The sequence below is a fragment of the Paenibacillus sp. sgz302148 genome, assembly GCF_056120465.1.
This window is the reverse complement of the sequence record NZ_JBVYOJ010000003.1, coordinates 153244-175126: the sequence shown is the minus strand read 5'-3', so window position 1 is coordinate 175126 and position 21883 is coordinate 153244. Positions and strand designations below refer to the sequence as shown.

The following is a 21883-nucleotide window of genomic DNA, read 5'->3' as shown; positions in this document are numbered from 1 at the left end:
TTTATTCCCTCCATAATAAGCCGTCTTCGCGGATATGGAACGTTGCGGTTCCATCATGTGACGGCGCGGATATTTGGAACAGGCTGCTTGTCGTTTCGATGCGAGGCGCGATCGACCAGTCGTCGCTTCCGCGCAGCTCGGCAAAGCCGGGGCAATATACGCCGTGCTCCGCCTGGTAGTTGCGCTGGCGGTAGTACAGCTTGCGCAGCTGCCATTTGATCGTTTCGTCGGCCGGCAGCTCGAAGGAAGCCTGTCCTTCGCCGTCCGTGAACACGACGTATCCCCACAGCTCGGGATAATGCATGTTGATGATGCCCTGCGGCGACCAGACCCAGTTGTCCTCCGGGTAAGGTCGTCCGGTTTCGGGATTGATCGTTTTGACGTATTGCCCGTCCTTCACCTCGGTACGCCATTCGACCCGCGAAAAGTTTACGCGCCAAAATTCCCCCGCCTTCGGAGGACGCCCGCCTGCCGCGCATTCCTTCAGAATTTTCCATGGCATCGCGACTTCAACGCTCCACATCCGGTTGTCCGCGGATGGATCATTCAGCTTGCCGTCAATGTGCACCGCCGTTTTCATCCCGGTGATATCCCAGCCGTTGATCGCCGGGCCGCCGTCGCGGTAAGGCCGCGGGAGCAGCAGGTCCCATACCGTGTTCAGCGCGTTGATTTCGAATTCGTAATACCGGTGCGTGTCACCGTCGGGATCGATGAAAATTTCAAAATCGTTGTCGTAAAAAATAACGGAATCCCGCTCGGTCAGCGTCGCCCAAATCTCGTTTTCGATCAGCTCGGCTCCGAAGTAGAAGTATTCGTCGTCCCATAGCATTTTGACGCGGGTCTGTTTCGCCGGTCTTGGCTTCGCGTCGCCTTCGATATCTACAAAATCCTCCGTCCACTGCGCATCCTGCCAGAACGGCTTATCCAGCCGTCCGTCCAGCTGCAGAAGAGGCTCCTTCGCTCTTTGGCACATGTAGTGCAGGGGGGCATATGTCGCAATGGCCGGTTCCGGCACGCCGCTTCGATACATTGTATTGTCCTCCTTCGTTGAACATACCTTTTTATGAGTTTCATTTTACAACAAGATATATTTTATGTATACGCTGCACTAAAGGATATATCCAATTTGAAAGCGGATAACGTTGTCTTTTATAGGACCATCCTACCAATTTATTGGGACCCTCCAAAAATACCAAATTGATACAAATTCCCCTGTCATGCCGTGGTGAAGGCTGATAACATCAATTGGTACACATAGAGATCAGGAGGAAGAGAGCATTGAAGAAATGGATGGCAGTATTGTTGGGCGTAGTTTTGGTATTGGGCATGACAGCCTGCGGCAAGGCAAAAACGGACGGGGAAGCCAAAGATTCCGCGACGAACGGCAATCAAACGAATAATACCGAGACGGTTGATTCTAAATCAAATATACCAACTTCCCAAGAAATGATTCGCAAAGCAACCGAGGCGAGCAAAAGCTTAACGAGCTTTTCGATGGACTCCAACGTGAAGCAGCATATCATCGTGGCGCAAGGGGATCAGAAGCAAGAACAAAACGTCGATATGAATATGAAGACGGACATCGTCAAAGAACCGCTGGCCATGTACTACAAAATGAAGCTTTCGATGGGAGACCAAGTCCAACAGGATATTGAGCAGTATATTACGAGCAATGGCATTTACTCCAATGCGGGGGGAACTTGGGCCAAACTCCCGGACGAAAACAAAGATGTGCTGCTCGAGCAGCTGGAGCAATCGGCAAGTCCGGAGCAGCAGCTGGAGCAGTTCGAATCGATCGCCGAACAAGCGAAAGTTACGCAAGAAGGAAACGAATACGTTCTTTCCGCCGACCTGTCCGGGGATGGCGTAAAGGAACTTGCGAAATCGATGTTAAATAAAGCCGGCAACAACGAGATGGCCGCTCAAATGCTGGAAAACATGAAAATCGAAAATATTAAAATCGCTTATTCGGTCAATGCCGAAACGTATTTGCCGACAAAATCCACGGTTCAAATGACGATGGGATACGAGGCGGAAGGGCAAACCATGTCCCTTGAGATGAACATGACCGGCGAAATTTCGAAATATAACGAGATTGCCAAAATTGTAGTTCCGCATGAAGTGCTGGACAGCACGAAGTAATTGATACGATTGTAAAAATATAATGAATCAAAGATGAAGTGAACGACAAAAGATGATTCCTGTTTTTCAGGGTCATCTTTTTTTTGTTTTTTAAACGGGTTTTAAACTTAGTCCGGTACAATATTGGACGAACTTTGGAGAATCGCCGCGAATGCTAGGGAAAAAGACGGTTCATTGTCGAGCCGGTACGTAGGGTCGAATGACAACATGAATAGAGCGGCGAGATCAAATTCGATCGCTCCGATGCGGAGCGATATTTAGGGGAGGAGATTGCAAGGAATGAGGAAAAAAGCAAAAGTGACGTCGCTGCTGACGGCGGTTTGCCTTGCCGCGCAGCTGCTGCTCGCGGCGGTATTGCCCGTGAGGGTTGCGGTGGCGGACGAGCCTGCGACGGCGGATGTAACGTTTACGGTGAACAGTACGGAGGATTTATCGATAAGCCGGGGTGGCGATTGTTCTGAGGGATCATCAAAGTGTACGCTTCGTGCAGCCATTCAACAGGCGAATGCCATGCCCGGCAAGCAAACAATCATTTTGCCTGGAAATTTGAGCTATAAAGCAACCATTGATAGTATCGGCGCGGGAGAGGATGCCGCCGCTACCGGCGATTTTGATATCTTGGAAGACCTGGATATCATAGGTCAAACCGATTTTGTTGACGAAGAAGCGAAAAATCCTGTTATCGATTTCTATATTGATGCTGCTTTTGGGTCGGTAGACCGGGTATTTCAAATTTTCCCCAATGCCCATGTTTCCATGTCGAATCTAACTATTAAGGGTGGATACGCCATAAATACCGGCTTCGGCGGAGGGGTCTACAACGAAGGGATTCTTACTCTAACGAATGTTGCTTTGTCAGGTAATGGGGGATATTATGGCGGTGGCGGTTTAGCCAATGTGAATGGTGGACAAGCGACATTAACGGACTGCGTAATATCCGGGAACGGTATGGCAGTGACGCTCCTAAATACGGTATGGCCTCGAATTAGACAAGGAGGCGGTTTATTTCAAATCGGTTCGACAAGCACGATGAGGCTTAATCATACCGTCGTCCATAATAATCAAGCAGAGCAAGGCGGAGGAGGGCTAGATCTAAGTGAGGGAACAGTAGTTATTGACGATAGTACAATTGACAATAACATAGCGGGATCAGGCGGCGGAATTCACATTACAAGTACCGGCAAATTAACCGTGGGAAATTCAAGACTAATTAACAATATCGCCGAGACCAACGGGGGAGGACTGGCTGTAGAATATTATTCCCAAGAAAGTTTGGTCAGTATAGAGAAATCCTTGCTTCAGGACAACAAGGCGGGGGGTGAAGGCGGAGGTATATATGTCGGTCCTTCAGGTTCCGATTTTCCAGAACCGATTACTTCGGTCGCCATACATGATAATAAAATTAACGGAAACACCGTTGGAACCGAGATGCCGAAAGAAAGTAATATCGAAAGTATAGCTCCTTCCAATGTAAAGGTAAACGCATCCAGAAACTGGTGGGGAGTGGATAGCGGGCCAACTGAAGATTCCATCTCCGCAAGTGTCAAACGTATTCCTTGGTGCAGTGTGGAAAATTGCAGCAGTATTTCCGCCCCAGGTGTACTGCAGAATTTAGAAGTATCGCCTAACCCCATGACCCCTGAGTTTTCGCCTGAGGAGAAGGAATATATTGTAAACGTGGGGGAAAGCGACTCTATCCAAATAACGGCCACTGCTTACAATGCCTCGGATAAATTACAGGTGAACGGAGTTGACGTCATAAGCGCTCAACCGTCGACCATCCAATTGAAACCAGGGGTTAACGTGATTGAGGTCACAATAACGGCAGACGGCTATCCGACCCAAACGTACAAGCTGACCGTTGTTCGGAATTCCTTCAAGTTTATTCCGGGTTTGATGCTGCCGAAGAAGCAATGGAACTTTGATAGTCCGCAAAGCGTTGCAACGGATGAACAAGGCAATGTTTTTGTGATGAACTTTAGTTATCGCCCTAGCGGTTCGATCCAATTCATCCAAAAATATAATTCCAAAGGCGAGTTATTGAGAGAATGGAAAGATATAGCGGCACCTCCTGTTCTTGAGGAATTATCCGGTCGAAGAATGATCACTGCGGGCCCTGGCGGAAGCCTTTATGTAAGCGATGCTAGAAATAGACAAATTAGAAAGTACGATTCACTCGGGAATTTGGAAAAATCTTGGGATGGAAGTGTGGCAGGATTTTCATCTCCGGTATTTATTTCAGTTGACAATAAAGGAACGATCTATATTATTGATTCCGCCAGAGAGATAACCGCTCCTTCAATAAAAGTATTGGGAGCCAACGGAACGTTTAGTGAAGTGCCGAATGTTCCGGCAGGAGCTTTTGCGGTATCCGGTTCCGGGAACGATGCGATTATTTATGTTGCTCAAGATATCGAAAATGACGGCTGGCAAATTCATAAATACGATCTGAATGGAAACAGGATCGGCGATTGGTCCGCAAAGCTAACGGGTGCATCAAGGGTGAAAAAAATCGCGATTGGGCCGGGTGGCAACCTATATGTGCTTGGTGAGAGCGACTACAACGAACAAGAGGAAAGTTACGTCAACATCTATATCGTCTCTCCAGACAACGGCACAGCCACCAAAGAGATAGAAACATCCGAAGTATCCTACAATATCTCTGATATGTGCGTTTCTCCCGAAAACTATGTTTATTTCGCGAGAGAAGATGATGATGCAATTTGGCGTTTTGACAGTAAAGCCGTTCAGAATGAGATTAACTGGGAAAAATGGCAGCGCTTCAGCGAGGAAGAGGGATATTTTATAAATCCCAAAGCTTCCGCAGTTGGCAACGACGGATCAATTTATGTGCTGGATTCCCGCAACAATCGCGTGCAGCGGTTTGATCGAGACGGTAATTTCCTTCAAGCTGTGTATGTGTATGGAGCGGGAGTTGATGATCATTTCAACAATCCGGCTGGGATTGCTGTCGGTAAGGATGGCAGCGTGTATGTCACGGATAGAGGCAACAGTAAGATTGTCAGATTTGATAAAGACTTGGGAAATCCCATAAAGTGGGGAAAGTTCGGAACGGGAGACGGACAATTCGATACCCCGACTGGAATTGTTGTCGACGACGAAGTTGTTTATATCGTAGATAGCCAAAACCATCGGGTTCAGAAGTTTGATAAAGACGGAGTGTATAAGGATAAATGGCCAATCGATGCATCGGGCTGGAGCTCGCCTTTTGCAATTGCCGTGGATGCAGGGCATAACGTTTATGTAACGGATAGAGCGCAAAAACTTGTTCAAAAGTACTCTCCAACAGGCGATTTGTTGGCGAAGTGGTCTTTAAAAGACAAGGACGGCGACTTTCCTTGGATTCAAAAAGGATTGGGTATTGCCGTTGATGCTGAAGGTTATGTACATGTCACCAATACCAGCGGTTCCAATATCATGATGTTTAATCAAAACGGGATTTTTATTGGTGAATGGGGAACGGATCTGAATGAGCCCGAAGGTATCGCATCAGACGCCGCAGGGAATCTTTATGTAACGGATACAGGGAACCACCGAGTAACTCAATTCACAAGTGGCCGTGCGGCGGCTGTCATCACCGGCATTTCGGCGCTGCCATCGAATGTCTCCTTGAAACTGGGTGCAACCGTAAGTCAGCAGCTGCAAGTAACGGCGACGATGTCGGACAACACGACCAAGGACGTAACCGCGGCAAGCCAAGGCACGACGTATTTCAGCAGCGTCCCTAGCGTAGCAACGGTATCGCCGAACGGCCTGATCGAGGCGAAGGCGGCGGGTTCGACGGTGATTACCGTGACGAACGGCGCATTACATGCGACGGTTAACGTGACGGTAGCCGCGGCGGATATGCCACCGCCTACATCGCCGCCGGCGACGGGCACTCCGGCGCCAACGACGCCTCCGTCAATGCCAAAACCGCCGGTGAAGCCGGAACAGTCGGCATCGACGGAGAAGCCAGTAAAAGCCTCCGAGGGCGGAACGGTCCAGCTTGAAGGCGTCGGATCTGCGACGATTCCGGCAGGCGCTTTGCCGGGCGACGGTACGATCAAAATTGCCGTTATCGCTGGCGATCAAGCGCCAAGCCTCGACGGACTAACGCTGCTAAGCCAAATCGCCGAATTCACAAGCAGCACGGGCGGCCATTTTAAGAAAAAAATCAAGATTACTTTGCGTTACGATGAACTCAAGCTGAAAAACAGAGAAGCTCCTGCCATCTACTACTACCACGAGAAGCTGAAAAGATGGATCTTCCTCGGCGGCAAAGACAACGGAGACGGAACGATTACGGTCGAAGTCAACCACTTTACGAAGTTTGCCGTGTTCGCGTATCAACCGGTACATTTCGCCGATCTGGACAAGCATTGGGCCAAAACCTATGCGGATCGTTTGGTAGGCATGAACGTCATTCGCGGCTTCGGCGACGGGACATTCCGTCCGGAGGACACCGTAACGCGGGCCCAGTTCGCTAAGATGCTCGCCGACGCATTGGGCCTCAAAACTGCCGAGCAGAATACGACGCTTACGGATCAGGATGGCATTCCGGCATGGGCTTCGGATGCGGTGCATGCAGCGATGCAAGCCGGTATCATCAAGGGTTATTCGGAACAAGGCGCAACGCTCTTCAAGCCGCAGCAGACGATCACGCGGGCCGAGATGGCCGTCATGATCGCCAGGGCATTGAAGTACATGCAGCAAGAGTTAGGGCAAAATCCAGCCACGCCAACCGGACAGTCTACGCCGGCGTTCGCCGACCAAGCCGCCATTCCGGCATGGGCCATTGACGCCGTAAACGAGGCTGTTGCGAGTGGCATCATCCAAGGTTACGGGAACGGTTCGTTCCGTTCCGGCGGTAACGCTACTCGTGCCGAATCGGCAGCAATGCTGTACAAGATGTTTGAGGTGTTGGATATTTAACGATGCAAAAATAAACAAACAGGCCGTGGTCCTCGAGTTTGCGGACAACGGCCTGTTTCATGTTCTACAAATATCGGCTCGCGAGAACTAGGAACACGCTTGACGTCCACGTGAACGCCCGGTCTCGCAAGCCGTCGCCCGTTAACGCGTCGTAATTTTCCGCCATCCCGCTGCGGGCGGCCATATCGCAATAGCTGCGTGCGAGCGACCGCGAGAACTCGAGCTCACCGGCGGAGCGCAGTCCCTCGATGAGCAGCATCGACGACGGCGCCCAGATCGGGCCGCGCCAATAGCCGTCCGGCCGATAGTAGGGGCTTGCGGTGCTTTCCGTCGCGAGCCCGTGTTCGGTCAGGAAGCGGCCTTGCTCGCGCAAGCCGCTTACGAGCGCAGCGCGCACCGGCTCCGGCAGCCGCTTGCCGAGCACGATCGGCACGTACAGCAGCAGGCTGTCCGCGTCCGCGAGGCCGTCGCTCGTCGCGGTGGCGGGGGCGCCTTCGCCTGCGGGGCGAGCCATCGCCGTAGGAGCGCCGCCTGGAGCCACTGCAGCTCCGCTGTTCGACGCTGCCGCAGGACTGCCGCCCGGAGCTGCTGCCGTTCCGCTGTCTGACGCTGCCGCAGGCCCACCGCCTGGTATTGCCGTTCCCTCGCCACTGTCGGAAGCGTCGGCGGGCCGCAGCGCGACGAAGCGCTCGCCGTTCCAGAGCAGGCGGAGCATCTTCTGCAGCAGCGCGTTAGCCTGCTCGCGCCACTGAGCGGCCTCCGCAGGCTTGCCGAGACGTTCGGCGATGCGCGAGAGCACCTCCATCTGCAGCACGAGGTAGGCGCACAGGTCGGGACTCGCGACCGGCGTCCCCGCGCCGAATACCGTGCTGTTGTCCCAGCCGCTGTCGTTGCCGTGATAATAACACGGCAGGCCGATGCGGCGGTCGGTGCGGTGCGCGAGCCACCAGCGCGTCCAGCGGCATAGCGGCTCGTACACTTCGCGCAGTCGGTCATCCGTCACGGCGTCGCTGTTGTCCATCATCCAGCCGAGCGTCCAGCCGTGGATCGGCGGTTTCGTCGCGTTCCAGAGTGCGAATTTATCGTTCATGAAATCTGGCAGCATCCCGTCCTCATGCTGGACGTCAAAAAAGATCATAAACTGGTCCCAAGCGAGATCGGGATTTGTCCGCGCCAGCGCCATCGTATTGAAGCAGTGGTCCCAGCTCCAAATGTTCGTCATCCAGTTTTTCGACATATACATCGCTTGCCGCGGCAAGTGGCCGCCTTGCTCCACGACGCACGACCAAGTAATGTAAGCGGCGAGTTCTCTCGCCTCGGTCAATTCGGCAGGCACGGGCATCGTATGCGCAAGCCACCGGCTCCATTCGGCCGACACGCGATCTGCGCAGGCCCCGAAGCTTGGCTTGGCATCAATCATCGGCTTCCGCACCGTCCGGTACTCTTCGATCGCCAGCTCATACGGCTCTCCGGCCGCCGCAGGCGATATATCCGCGACGACATGCCGGCAGCGGGCGACTTCCCATGGCGCATCAACTTGCATGAGCCCTTGAATATGCGCCAGCGCGAAACGGCATTCGAGGGAATAGCTATTGATCTCCCATACGCCGTCCCCTTGCGGAACGGCATGGTCGTATGCGCCGGGCCGCATGCTGAGACGAAGCCCGACGCCTTGGCCGCGCACCCGGACCTCGCCCGGCTCCGGCAGGCACATTTCGACAATGCCGCCTTCCGCTTCAAGACGAAGCAGCGCGGGAGTGGCTTGCGCTTGGAACGGAACCGGTATTCCGTCACGGACGAGCTCGATGCGGAACAATTCCCCCGTACGTTCGTCGCCGCCCCGGATGCTGCGCAAATAAAGGCCGGCCTCTCTTTCGCCGCGAACAGGCAATTCGGATATAGCAAAAAAAGAACCGTACCGGCTGAACGGCACCGTACGCAAATCGAAATTCATCTCGACATCCCCTATGCATCATGAAGTGGTGACCGCGCCAATCGCACCGATGGTACGGATCATGCCCTTATTCTAGTCGGGCGGCATGCCGGTTGAAACGGAATATTGTCCGCTTTTTCGTGTCAATTCATCTTGATGCCTCCTGGGCAAAGGACGAAGCGATATTTTTTTAAAAAGATATTAACTTTTAGGTATAGCGGTTTGCAGCTTGAACAATTAAGCTAATAAACAGGCGCTTCTACCTATACTTGAAGCCGCAAAACGGTTTTTCAATATAAAAGATCAACATAGGGGAGTAAGCATGAATTTGCATCATATTCAGTTGTTTCAAGGGTTGTCGAACGTCGAATTTGCCAAGATATTAGGGAAGCTCGATAAAAGAACGCTTTCGGCCGGCACCGCCTTGTTCCGGCAAGGCGACAGCGGGGACAGCATGTATATTATCGCTAGCGGCAAGGTGGAGCTGTTCGCGGAGAGGCCGGACGGGACGAGCCAGTCGATCGCGATGTTGGGTGAAGGCGATACGATAGGCGAGATGGCACTGCTGACCGGAGAACCGCGCTCGGCGTCTGCCGTTGCGGCGATGGAAACGGTGCTGTTCGTCATGGACACGGAAACGTTCCAGTCGCTCATCGCCGAGCATCCGGTCATTTCGACTTATTTTATCCGAGTGCTGTCGCAGCGCCTCATCCAGACTAATAGCCGATTGCAGGCATCCAAAGAAACGAAGTCGCAATGGATCGCGCAACAATTGGAGCAGCTTCCCGCAGATTTGGCGGAGGCGGTTCTGGCCGTTTCGCTGCTGCCGAGGGCGAGTGCGGGGCTGTTGCACGAGGAATTCGGCATCGAAAGCGTCAAAGCTGCAATTGCAGCAAACTCTAAGCTGGCTGAGCTGCTTCGGCCCGTGTCGGCGGAAGGGACTTGGTACGCGGCTGAAGCATCGGTAAAGCCGACATTAAACGAATTGTTTATGGCCAAACATGGCTATGACGGCAAAAAACAATGGATCGGGCGCGCGGCGGAATATTATTGGAAGCATGGAGAGAACGCCTTGGCGGCGGCTTTGTTCGTGGAAAATGGTTCCTGGGACGCGGTCTTGGACGTAGTGGAAGGGCTGAGCGATGCGGAGGCGGCCGGGGTTTTGATAGCCGGGACTGCGGCTTTGACCAAAGGCGGAGCACCAGAGGCCGATGTAGCCAAAATTGCAGCCCGTGGAGCCGAGGCATCCACACCCTCGGGCAAGCGCCGCGTCATTGCAGCATCGCAAGATTCAGAAGCCGTTATGCTGCTCGCTGCAAACGAAGCCGCACCGGAGGGAGATGCCGCCGAGCGGCTCCTTCGAGGCGCTGCGGAAAGCGCCACCGCAGCTGTTTGGCAGCACGATGGTGCCGAGCCGCTAACCGGCGACCACATCGGCAGCATCTACCTGCTGCTGGACCGCTGCCCAGGCGAGCTGTTGTTCCGCCGGTTCTCCGTGCTGGGGCGCTACCTGAAGTACGGCATCGAGCATGCGCCGCGAGAGGCGGCCTTCGCCAAGGTGGAGGCGGCGCTGGAGAAGCGGCAGACGTATTTTACACTTGAGCAATCGGTAGCTCTATACGAGTGGGGCGCGGAGCTGTGCCGCAAGATCGGCATGATGGCGAAGGCGCTTGAGTATTTGCAAATGGCGCAGACGCTGGCCTCGACTCGGCAAGGCAATTCGTCTTCGCACGCCTCAAGCGAAAGCGAAGACCGCACCTACCAACTGGCGAAGCAGAAGCTGGACAGCCAGCGAAGCAGGCAGCAAGCCGAAAAAGCCGGTTCCTTATGGAGCCGCAGCAGGTTGACGGGCATCGTCGCCTTAGCTTTGGCGCTGCTCAGCATCTTGTTCTTTCACTATGCGCCGCCTGTGGCGGGACTTTCGCGGGGCGGCATGGACTTCATCGGCATCGGCATCGCGGCGGTAATGCTCTGGATTGTCAACATCGTGCCGGACTATATCGTTGCGCTCGTGATGGCGATGCTGTGGGTGCTGATGGGCCTGGTCACGCCGGAGACGGCATTGTCCGGCTTCGCCACGCCGACTTGGCTATATATGCTGTTCATCCTGGCGATTGGCGCGGTGATTACGAAGTCCGGCATCCTGTACCGGCTTTCGCTTCATGCGCTGAAGCGATTCCCGGCCCACTACCGCGGCCAGTTATGGGGCATCGTTGCCGGAGGTGCGGCGCTGAATCCGCTGATCCCGTCGTCTTCGGCCAAAGTCGCGCTCGGCGTGCCGATCGCGCAAACGTTGTCCGAGTCGATGGGTTTCCGCGACCGCAGCAAAGGCGCGGCCGGACTTGGGATCGCGGCGATGGTGTTCTACGGGTTCACGGCGCCGTTCGTGCTGACCGGTTCGTACACAAACGTGATGGCGTATGGGCTTGTCCCCAATGCCAAACCGCTGTCGTGGTTCGAATGGTTCCTGTACGCGCTGCCCGCTTTTATCGTATTTGCCGTGGTTATGCTGGCCGTGCTCGGCTTGCTGTTCCGCAAGGCGGAGCCCGGGAAAGCGGTGTCCAAAGCTGTCTTGGACGAGCAGCTTCAAGTGCTCGGCAAGCTGACAAGAGACGAGCGGATTACTGTGCTGACGGTGGCGGGCTGCATCTTGCTGCTCATCCTGCAGCCGCTGCACGGGATCGATAACGCGTGGGTCATGCTGCTTGGCTTCGCCGTGCTTGTCATCAGCGGGGTGCTCGACACGCAAACGGTCAAAAGCGGCATCGACTGGACGTTCCTGCTGTTCATCGGCATCGCGTTCAGCTTCGCGGAGGGCGCCCGCCAGCTTGGCATCGTTGATGCGATGACGGCGGCGCTGGGCGACGCGATGACGCCGTTTCTTGCGAACCCGACGCTTTTTCTGATCGCGGTCATCGTGCTTTCGTTCCTCGTTACGCTCGTCGTACGCGACGATCCCGCCGTCATTCTGCTCGTCATCTCGATGTACCCGCTGGCGGCGCAGGCCGGCATTCATCCGTGGGTGCTCGTGTTCGTCATTTTGCTGTCGACCGACCCGTTCTTTTTCACGTATCAATCGCCAACGTACTTAACCGGTTATTACAGTTCGGAAGGGCGATCGTTCAGCCATCGGCAAGGACAGCTTGTCGCGCTTGGATACGGTGCTGCGGTGATCGCGGCATCGGTGGCGAGCGTCCCGTATTGGAAATGGATCGGTTTGATCCGCTAATTGAACTAGACTGCTTGAACAGAGGACAAAGCATGTTCAAAGCACGGACGGAACTTGACGGAGCAAGATTTAATCGTGCTACAATCAATTGATGCGCTTATCCGCGAGCATATCGACGAAATGACAGCTTCTTTTTACAACTTGCGACAGCAGTCATTGTTGCCTTCACCAGGCTGACCATAAAGAGAATACATAAAGAAAATGAACAGGAGCGCCGCATGCCGACAACGACACGTGAAGCCTTTTACCATAACATACCAGCCACTAACTATCTATACACATACGCATGCCATGAGGACGAGCAGGAGCTGTGCCGCTTGGAGCTGCGGACGCTGTTCGGCTGCGAGCCGGACATAGGCGGTTTCGTCATCAGCCAACGCGAAATGGATCCCAGCCGCAGTCCGTTCGTGAAATGGCGGCTGGACGTGTTGTTCGAAGGCGGCAGCGTGGAGGAAATTGCAGAGCAAGCGGCAGCGCTGGAGCTCGACGGCGCGACGTTCAAGGTGATCTGCGTCGACACCGCCGAGCTCGACGACTACGGCGAGCAGCGCGCCGTGGAGCGGGCCGTCGGCGCGCGCATCCGCGGCACGGCCGACATGCGCCGGCCAGAGCGGCTGTACGGCGTCGCCAAGGCGCAGGGCCGCTGGCTGCTCGGCGCAGCGCACAAGAGCGAGGCCGTCTGGCTGCGCCATCAGAGCAAGCCGCAGAACTACTCCACCGCGCTTGGCACCCGCGTCGCCCGCGCGATCGCGAACATCGCCGTGCCCGATCCGCACGGCGTCCGAGCCGTTGACCCGTGCTGCGGCATCGGCACGGTTCTCGTCGAAGCGATGTCGATGGGCATCGACATCGTCGGCCGCGACCTGAACCCGCTCGCGGTGCGCGGGGCCAGGGCGAACTTGAGCCACTTCGGCATGCCGCAGCCGGTGGCGATCCAAGACATGCGGCTCATCGACGAAACGTACGATGCGGCAATTCTCGATATGCCTTACAATCTATGCTCGAAGCTATCGGACGAGGAGCAGCTGTCCATGCTGCAAAGCGCGAGGCGCATGGCGTCGCGGGCGGTAATCGTATCGACGGAGCCGATCGAGGCGGTTTTGGCCGAGGCGGGCTTTCGCATCGTGGATCGCTGCGTCGTACGTAAAGGTGCTTTCTCCAGGCAAATCATCGTATGTGAATGAGCCGGAGCTTCTCGTCGATTGCGCCATGACCCCGTGTTTGTCTGATTGTTTTGATAGGTATACCCAAGTGTATGTCTTCAGTCGCAAAAGTGAACCTTAAGCTTATAGGGCTATGGCAATTGCTTGTACTGCAACAAATATGTGATTCCCGACCTGTCCGACCTGTTGCACAGGGGATGGCGCGTTCACGGATTGTCTGTACGCACGCCGGAACCATCCTGTATAGAAATGGATAGTTGACATTCGAATAACCTGTAACTATAATGATTACAGGTCAACCGATAAACGAAGTCATTTTTTATTTACATGTATGCAATCATTCATTTTCAAAGGAGGTGGGAGAGGTGACCATCAGCAGCCGTTTTGCCGTTGCCATTCATATCTTGTCTTTGCTCGAGATTAATAAAGACGGGCGCAATACATCCGACTTTATTGCAGGCAGCGTCAACACGAATCCGGTAGTTATTCGGCGGATTACGGGCATGTTAAGCAAAGCGGGGCTCGTAAGCACCAGTCCGGGCGTTGCCGGCGCTGCGTTGGCCAGACCAATCCAAAACATTACGCTGCTTGACGTTTATCGCGCCGTGCAGGCCGAACAAGACGGGTTGTTCTCCGTCCACGATAATCCGAATCCGAATTGTCCTGTCGGCCGGAACATTCAAGGCACCGTGGAATCCGTGTTTGCGACTGCGCAAAACGCGATGGAAGCGGAGCTTGCGAAAGTGACGATGGACCAAATCGCGGGCGAAATTGCTCGCCGTGAGATGTAATATTTTTTTGCCCAAACCTGTAACTATAATAGTTACAATATGGACGGACTTTGCATTGTAATTCAATACTAACCCAAAAACAAATTCGAGAGGAATGGTTCAATATGAAAATCGCATTAATCGGAGCAACGGGTACTATCGGACAACGTATTTTGAAAGAGGCGCTGGATCGCGGCCATGAAGTAACGGCGATCGTTCGTGACGCGTCCCGTCTCGGCGAGCAACACGGCAACTTGCGTTCGGCAGTCGGCAACGCGTCCGATGCGGATAGTATCGCAGCGGCGGTTGCCGGTAATGACGTCGTCATCAGCGCCATCGGACCCGCTCACGGAAGCGAGCAGACGCTCGTGGACGCGGCGCACACGCTTGTGGATGGCGTAAGCCGCTCCGGCGTTCGTCGTCTGCTCGTTGTTGGCGGAGCGGGGAGCCTGGAAGTAGCGCCTGGCGTTCAACTCGTCGACACGCCGCAATTCCCAGAAGCGTGGAAGCCGATCGCTCTGGCACACCGCGATGCGATGAACGTTTATCTCGCTTCGGACCTTGACTGGACGTACGTCAGCCCAGCCGCGCTGATCGAGCCAGGCACAAGAACGGGCGCTTACCGCACCGGAACGAGCGCACTTGTTTCCGACGCGGAGGGCAACAGCCGCATCTCTGCCGAAGACTATGCGGTAGCGATGATCGACGAAGTCGAGAGCGGCAAGCATATCCGTTCGCGCCTGACGGCAGCATACTAATACGCATAAGCGTAATCTGATCTTAATGCGGTCATCCCCGAGCCGCCTCGTCTGCCTCGCGCAGATGGGACGGTTTTTATTTTCACGCGATGCCTGCCTTTGGACGGTTATATGCTCGCGCGCTAGGAGTAACTGCGATTGTACATTTATTATTTCTACCTGAATCGTTCGTGAAACAATACCTGCTAAAGTGCAGTTATTTCAAGCGTAATCTCTAGATTGGTCGCCTATATTATGGAATTGATGTACTTTTGCAGGTATTTTCTTTATTTGGCCGGATGTGGATGGAAACAACTGCATTTTTGCATCTATTAAGTTTTTCGTAATCTAACTAAGCGAACCAACCGATATCCCCACAGCCCGCTACTAATCTACCGGTACACTAATCATCGCACTAACCATCGCACAACCTTGCCCGCCAACCCAACTACCGAAAATTCGATACTTAATACGAAATCCGTACCTTATCTACTTCGCGTTCACCCCCTACAATTGATGTGAGCACACCCAGGGAATTCGGGAGAGCCGATAAACCGCGCAACCAGAACACAGCCGTTGCCACCAACACAGCCGTCGAGCCGCGTCGCAGCCTGAATGTCGCAACGGGCGACTTAAGCCGCATCGCAGCCTGAATGTCGCAACGGGCGACTTAAGCCGCATCGCAGCCAAAATGTCGCAACGGGCGACTTAAGCCGCATCGCAGCCTGAATGTCGCAACGGGCGACTTAAGCCGCATCGCAGCCTGAATGTCGCAAAGGGCGACTTAAACCACGTCGCCGCCCTTGAACCTGCTCCGCTCCCCGCCTTGTGGTATACTGTGGAAGATAAGGTTGCGGAAGGAGAATTGGAAGTGGCAAGAGAAACGATACTGCTCGTGGACGATGAGAAAGAGATCGTCGAGCTGATGGATATTTATTTCAAGAACGAAGGGTATACGATGCTGAAGGCTTCGAACGGGCTCGAAGCGCTCGCGCAGCTCAAAAACAACAACGTCGATCTCATCGTGCTCGACGTCATGATGCCGCAGATGGACGGCATGCAGGCATGCATGAAAATCCGCGAGACAAACAACATACCGATCATTATGATATCGGCCAAAAGCCAGGACATCGACAAAATATCCGGCCTCAGCATCGGCGCCGACGATTACGTGACGAAGCCGTTCAATCCGCTGGAGCTGGTTGCCCGGGTCAAGTCGCAGTTGCGCCGCTACAAGCATTTGAACGTGCCGCACGCGAACAACGACAAGGAGATCGAAATCGACGATCTCGTGCTCAATATCGAAACGCACCGGGTTACGATCGATCAACAGGAAATCCGGCTGACGCCGCGCGAGTTCGCCATTTTGAAGCTGCTTGCGGTCAACCGCGGCATCGTGCTGAGCATGGACAAAATATACGAAGAAGTATGGAACGAGCCTTTTTTCGATGCCAAAAATACGGTGATGGTTCACGTCCGCAAAATCCGCGAGAAGCTCGAAAAAGACCCCCGCAAACCCAAATATATTCAAACGGTATGGGGGATCGGCTACAAAATCGAGAAGACATAGGGCGGAGGAGCGCAAGCAGTGAACAAAAACGTATTTTTTACGATTCGGTGGAAATTCATACTAAGCTTCTTATTCAGCATAATGATTACGGCGCTGATCGCGCTCGGCATGTATGGACTGGCATCGATATTTATCCGCATTTATCCATTCAGCATACCGATCGAATGGGTTGTCAACCATATCGGCTCGCTTCCCGTCATCATCGTTATCGTCTGTCTTCTGTTCCTCGTGTTTTTCTTCGTGTTCAGCCGGACGACGATCCGTTACATCGAGCAAATCACGGACGGGCTGCAGCATATCGCCAAAGGAGATTTCGATCAGAAGATTCCGGTTTTGACGATGGACGAGCTTGGAACGCTGGCGGATCATATCAACCGGATGACGGAACAGCTGAAATTGTCGATCGAGGAGGAGCGGTTTGCCGAGAAAACGAAAAACGACCTCATTACGGGCGTTTCGCACGATTTGCGCACGCCGCTGACGTCCATCCTCGGCTTCCTGGAGCTGATCGAGAATGACCGCTACCGCGACGAGATCGAGCTGCGCCATTATACGAATATCGCTTATGAAAAAACGTTAAGTCTTAAAAAGCTGATCGACGAGCTGTTCGAATATACGCGCATCAACAACGGGCTGCCGCTGGTCACGGCGGAGCTGGACATCGACGGCTGCCTTCGCCAGCTGGCTGAGGAATTCGTGCCGACGTTGGAGCGGGAAGGCATGACATGCCGCGTAACGGTGCGCGGCGACGATCTGATCGTTATGGCCGATGCGGACCAGCTTGTGCGGGCATACGAGAACTTGATTTCCAATGCCGTACGGTACGGCAAGGACGGCCGGTTCGTCGATATTCAGATCGAACGGGCGGGCGAGCAGGTGGTCGTGAAGGTCATTAATTACGGCGAGCCGATTCCGGCGACCGACATCCCGTATATTTTCGAACGGTTTTATCGGGCGGAGCAGTCGCGAACTTCGGGGAGCGGAGGCACGGGGCTCGGTTTACCGATCGCCAAAAGCATTATCGAGCTGCACGGTGGGAAAATTTCCGTCAGCAGCACGCGCAAGATGACCGTGTTCGAAACGAGGCTGCCTCTTCTAAAATAGGCGTGTCCGGGAAAGTACTTTTGCATATGGAAAACAAAAACCCCACCGTCATTTTGGCGGTGGGGCTGACGCATAACCGTATAACACTGCAATTCCGCAATCCTACAACTCCGCAATCCTACAACTCCGCAATCTTGCAATTCTGTCCGAAGACTAATAAGCCAATCGTCCATCCGAAACGACGATTTTGCCTTTCTTCACGACGGTATGAACGTGGTTGATGCCGAAATGGTAAGGCAAATACGCAAGATTCGGCGCATCGAACAACACGATATCCGCCTGCTTGCCGGGTTCGAGGCTGCCCGCCGTATCGGCTTTCCCGATCGCATGGGCGGCGTTGACCGTGACCGCCGTGATGACTTCCTCCGGCGTCAGCCCGAGGTTCAGGCAGCCGAGCGTCATCGCGAGCTGAATCGATTCGGTCGGCGAGCTGCCCGGATTGTAATCGGTCGACAGCGCCACGGCAAGGCCCATCTCCAGCATGCGGCGCGCGCGTGCATGCTGCTTGAGGCGCAGGTTGAACGAGGTGGCCGGCAAGCATACCGCCACGACGCCCGCGCGCCGCATCGCTTCCAGTCCTTCGTCCGTCGCCGCGATCAGATGCTCCGCCGAGATGCAGCCGAGCTTGCCCGCCAGCTGCGCTCCGCCCATCGGCTCAATTTCGTCGGCGTGAATTTTAATGCCGAAGCCGAGCTCCCGGGCCGCGGTCAGAATCCGCTCGCATTCCTCCACGGAGAAAACGCCGTGCTCGCAGAACACATCGCAAAATTCGGCCAGCTCTTGCCGCCGAACCTCGGGCAGCATATCCTCGATCACGTGGCGCACGTATTCGGCCGAACGGCCTTTATACTCCTCGGGCACCATATGAGCGCCCATAAACGTCGAAACCAAATCGACCGGATGGTCTTCCTGCAGCCTGTGCGTGACGCGCAGCTGCTTCAGCTCATCATCCAGCGTGAGGCCGTAGCCGCTTTTCGCTTCCGCGGTCGTTACGCCGTAAAGAAGCATCGTGTCGAGACTTTTTTTCGCTTTACGGTAAAGCTCGTCTTCGGTAGAGCTTCTTGTCGCCCGCACCGTGCTGAGGATACCGCCGCCTTGGGCCAGGATGTCCAAGTAAGAAGCGCCCTTCAGCTTAAGGCTCAGCTCGTTCTCGCGCGAGCCGCCGTGCACCAGATGCGTATGCGGATCGATCAGCCCCGGCGTCGCCAGCATGCCCTGCGCGTCCAGAGTGTCATGCACGCGAGAGCCGCCGATTTGCGCGAGCACGTCCTCCTCCGGGCCGGCCGCGACGATCGCGCCGTCACGGATGGCCACGGCGCCATCGGAAATAGCCGATACGTCGGCCATTTCGCTTCCTTTTCGCGCGCCTGGCGTCCCCTGCATCGTAATCAGCGTGCCGATCCGGCGTATCAGCAAATCTACCGGACGGTTATCCATATCCTTATTCAAATCCTTATCCATATCGTTATATCGCTCCTTCGAAAGCCAACAGCCCGAAACCGTGAAGATATCGGGCCGTTGGACATGTTTCGTGCGGTACTCGGCCGCCGTTTATATGCCCAGCATCGGCACGCGGACGCCGCGCTGCTTGGCCGTTTCGATCGCCAGCTCGTAGCCGGCGTCGGCATGGCGGATGACGCCCATCCCGGGGTCGGTGTTCAGCACGCGAGATAGCCGCTCGTCGGCCTCCTTCGTTCCGTCGGCAACGACGACCATGCCGGCATGCAAGGAATACCCCATGCCTACGCCGCCGCCGTGATGGACGGAAACCCAGCTCGCGCCGGATGCGGTGTTGACGAGCGCGTTCAGAATCGCCCAGTCGCCGACGACGTCGCTGCCGTCCTGCATCGCTTCCGTCTCCCTGTTCGGGGACGCGACCGAACCGCAATCCAGATGGTCGCGCCCGATGACGATCGGCGCCGACAGCTCGCCGTTACGTACCATTTCATTGATCGCAAGCCCCAGCTTCGCGCGTTCTCCGTAGCCTAGCCAGCATATGCGCGCCGGCAAGCCCTGGAACGCGATTTTTTCCTGCGCCATGCCGATCCACCGATGCAGCGGCTCGTTGTCCGGGAACAGCCTCAGCACGAGCTCGTCGGTCTTGCGGATATCTTCCGGATCGCCGGACAGCGCGGCCCAGCGGAACGGGCCTTTGCCTTCGCAGAACAGCGGGCGGATGTAGGCCGGAACAAAACCCGGGAAGTTAAACGCGTCTTCGACGCCTTCGTCCAGAGCGACTTGGCGGATGTTGTTGCCGTAGTCGAACACGACCGATCCCATGCGCTGCAGGTCGAGCATCGCTTGCACATGCGCGGCCATCGACCGCTTGGACAGCTTCACGTATTCAGCCGGATCGCTCTTGCGTAGTTCGGCGGCAGCTTCAAGGGAATAGCCGCTTGGCACGTAACCGTTCAGCGGATCGTGGGCGGACGTTTGGTCTGTCACGAAATCGGGAACGATGCCGCGAGCCGCGAACTCGGGGAATATTTCGGCCGCGTTGCCGACAAGCCCGATCGAAAGCGGCTTGCCTTGCTCCTGGGCTTCGCTCGCCAGCTTCAGCGCCTCATTCAAATCATAGACCATCACGTCGCAATAGCGGGTGTCGATTCGGCGCTGAATGCGGGACGGATCGACGTCCACGCCGATCACGACGCCGTCGTTCATCGTTACGGCCAGCGGCTGGGCGCCGCCCATGCCGCCGAGTCCCGCCGTTAACGTCAGCGTTCCTCTCAGCGTGCCTCCGGCGTGCTGGCGGGCAGCTTCGGCGAACGTTTCGTACGTTCCTTGCAAAATGCCTTGGCTGCCGATGTAAATCCAGCTGCCCGCCGTCATTTGGCCGTACATCATCAGTCCTTTTTTGTCCAGCTCGTGGAACGTGTCCCAGTTGGCGAAAGCCGGAACGATGACGGAATTGGAAATGAGCACGCGCGGAGACAACGGATGCGTCTTGAAGACGCCCACCGGCTTACCCGATTGAACGAGCAGCGTCTCGTCGTTTTCCAGCTGAGTCAAGCATTCCACGATTTTATCGAAGCATTCCCAATTTCGCGCCGCTTTCCCGATGCCGCCGTAAACGACGAGATCTTCCGGACGTTCCGCCACTTCGGGGTCCAAATTGTTCATCAGCATCCGAAGCACCGCTTCCTGCTGCCAGCCTTTCGCTGTAAGCTTCGTTCCGCGAGGCGCGCGAATCGTACGTCCAGCCGTATTTTGCATGTTGCCCATGTTGCTATCCCCTTTGCTTTATAAATGGATGAATGAATGATCAACGTTTCATATAACCGGCGAGAAAAGTGAGTATGACGTGCAGCGCGGTTCGGACGGTCGCTCGCCGAGTATCCTGCATCGGATCCACGCAGACGATATCGAACCCCTGTACCTTCGGGTGCCGCCCGAGCAGGAAAACCGCCTCCAGCAGCTGCCAGGATGTCATGCCGGCCGGCACCATCGCCGGAACTCCGGGTGCATAGGCTTGATCCAACACATCCATGTCCACCGTCACATAGATTGCATCCGTACCCGTACCTGCAACGTTTATCGCCTGTTCCACCAAAGGCTCGATCCCCACTTGGGCGACTTGTCGGGCGGTGAACTGGGTGATGCCTTGCGAGACGGCATATTCCCGGTACGGCTTGGAATTGGCGAAGCTGTGCAGGCCGATCTGGGCGATATGGCGCCCTTCGATCGTCCCCGATTCGATCAAGCCGCGAATGGGCGTGCCATTCGTTGGTCCCCCGTCTTGCAGGTTTCGGACATCCATATGGGCATCCAACTGCACGATGCCGACTTTTCCGCTGCCACTACCGCCACTACCACTACCACCGTTACCATCGCCGCCACCGCCGTAGCGTCGTTTGAACGCTTTGACGGAAGGACAGGTGATGGAATGGTCGCCCCCGGCGATAATGGGGAAGAGGCGAGGGATCGCCGTATACACATTGCTTAAGCCTTGCTCGATGTTGGCGTGGCACTGCAGCAGGTCGGTGACGTGCATGCGGATATCGCCCAAATCGCGAGCCTGCAGCTCCTGCAAATCGACATCGTGGTCGAGGCAATACGTCGTCACATTGGCGAATAGCTCGCGCAGCGCATTGGGCGTCATGGATGCGCCCGAGATGCTGATCGAGGTTTTGGATAACGGCACCCCGATGAAGCCGATGTCCACCTGCTCTTCTCCGTCCCAGGGAGTAAGCCACTGGGCCACTTTCGTTTCATAGCGGTCACGCCAGTTGGAGCGCCGGGCGATTTCGGGCGGATTCAACAAGTCGATCGTTTGCAACATAAATCCCTGCTTCCTGAT

At 55.3% G+C, this 21883-nt stretch carries 13 protein-coding genes; 8 read left to right on the top strand and 5 right to left on the bottom strand.

The features are described 5' to 3' along the window. Position 1 precedes the first annotated feature (1 nt). Positions 2–1030 carry a carbohydrate-binding family 9-like protein gene (locus AC0LWM_RS06160; protein ID WP_474674036.1) on the bottom strand — a complete coding sequence of 343 codons (1029 nt, stop codon included), beginning with the start codon at positions 1028–1030 and terminating at the stop codon, positions 2–4. Between the two features lie 248 nt (positions 1031–1278). Here AC0LWM_RS06160 and AC0LWM_RS06155 point away from each other — a divergent pair, with 248 nt between their 5' ends. Together AC0LWM_RS06155 and AC0LWM_RS06150 are read left to right on the top strand one after the other, a co-directional pair. Beyond that, entirely contained in the window at positions 1279–2142 is an 864-nt protein-coding gene (locus tag AC0LWM_RS06155; RefSeq protein WP_474674035.1) for a DUF6612 family protein, read from the top strand. A 279-nt stretch (positions 2143–2421) separates the two neighbouring features. Beyond that, positions 2422–7077 carry an S-layer homology domain-containing protein gene (locus AC0LWM_RS06150; protein WP_474674034.1) on the top strand — a complete coding sequence of 1552 codons (4656 nt, stop codon included), beginning with the start codon at positions 2422–2424 and terminating at the stop codon, positions 7075–7077. A 64-nt stretch (positions 7078–7141) separates the two neighbouring features. On the opposite strand, the gene AC0LWM_RS06145 is transcribed toward AC0LWM_RS06150, so the two are convergent. Beyond that, on the bottom strand, positions 7142–9031 hold the full coding sequence (locus tag AC0LWM_RS06145) for an amylo-alpha-1,6-glucosidase (RefSeq protein ID WP_474674033.1): 1890 nt from the start codon (positions 9029–9031) through the stop codon (positions 7142–7144). A gap of 301 nt (positions 9032–9332) precedes the next feature. Between AC0LWM_RS06145 and AC0LWM_RS06140 the strand changes: the two genes are divergently transcribed. From AC0LWM_RS06140 to AC0LWM_RS06115, 6 genes are all read left to right on the top strand, one after another. Further along, a complete protein-coding gene (locus tag AC0LWM_RS06140; protein WP_474674032.1) occupies positions 9333–12239 on the top strand; it encodes an SLC13 family permease in 2907 nt (968 codons plus the stop codon). Between the two features lie 218 nt (positions 12240–12457). Further along, positions 12458–13423 (top strand): TRM11 family SAM-dependent methyltransferase, encoded by a 966-nt coding sequence (locus tag AC0LWM_RS06135; protein WP_474674031.1) that lies wholly within the window; start codon positions 12458–12460, stop codon positions 13421–13423. A 344-nt stretch (positions 13424–13767) separates the two neighbouring features. Then, entirely contained in the window at positions 13768–14193 is a 426-nt protein-coding gene (locus AC0LWM_RS06130; RefSeq protein ID WP_474674030.1) for an Rrf2 family transcriptional regulator, read from the top strand. A gap of 104 nt (positions 14194–14297) precedes the next feature. Next, the gene (locus AC0LWM_RS06125; RefSeq protein WP_474674029.1) at positions 14298–14930 is read left to right on the top strand and encodes an NAD(P)-dependent oxidoreductase; all 633 of its coding nucleotides are present in this window, start codon (positions 14298–14300) and stop codon (positions 14928–14930) included. 850 nt (positions 14931–15780) lie between these two features. Continuing rightward, positions 15781–16479, top strand: a complete 699-nt coding sequence (locus AC0LWM_RS06120; RefSeq protein ID WP_474674028.1) for a response regulator transcription factor — start codon at positions 15781–15783, stop codon at positions 16477–16479. An 18-nt stretch (positions 16480–16497) separates the two neighbouring features. Beyond that, positions 16498–17583 (top strand): sensor histidine kinase, encoded by a 1086-nt coding sequence (locus tag AC0LWM_RS06115; RefSeq protein WP_474674027.1) that lies wholly within the window; start codon positions 16498–16500, stop codon positions 17581–17583. A 153-nt stretch (positions 17584–17736) separates the two neighbouring features. On the opposite strand, the gene hutI is transcribed toward AC0LWM_RS06115, so the two are convergent. From hutI to AC0LWM_RS06100, 3 genes are all read right to left on the bottom strand, one after another. After that, entirely contained in the window at positions 17737–19044 is a 1308-nt protein-coding gene (gene hutI, locus AC0LWM_RS06110; protein ID WP_474674026.1) for an imidazolonepropionase, read from the bottom strand. A 90-nt stretch (positions 19045–19134) separates the two neighbouring features. Next, on the bottom strand, positions 19135–20799 hold the full coding sequence (hutU, locus tag AC0LWM_RS06105; RefSeq protein WP_474674211.1) for a urocanate hydratase: 1665 nt from the start codon (positions 20797–20799) through the stop codon (positions 19135–19137). A gap of 49 nt (positions 20800–20848) precedes the next feature. Continuing rightward, positions 20849–21865 carry an agmatinase family protein gene (locus tag AC0LWM_RS06100; protein WP_474674025.1) on the bottom strand — a complete coding sequence of 339 codons (1017 nt, stop codon included), beginning with the start codon at positions 21863–21865 and terminating at the stop codon, positions 20849–20851. Between the last annotated feature and the right edge of the window lie 18 nt (positions 21866–21883).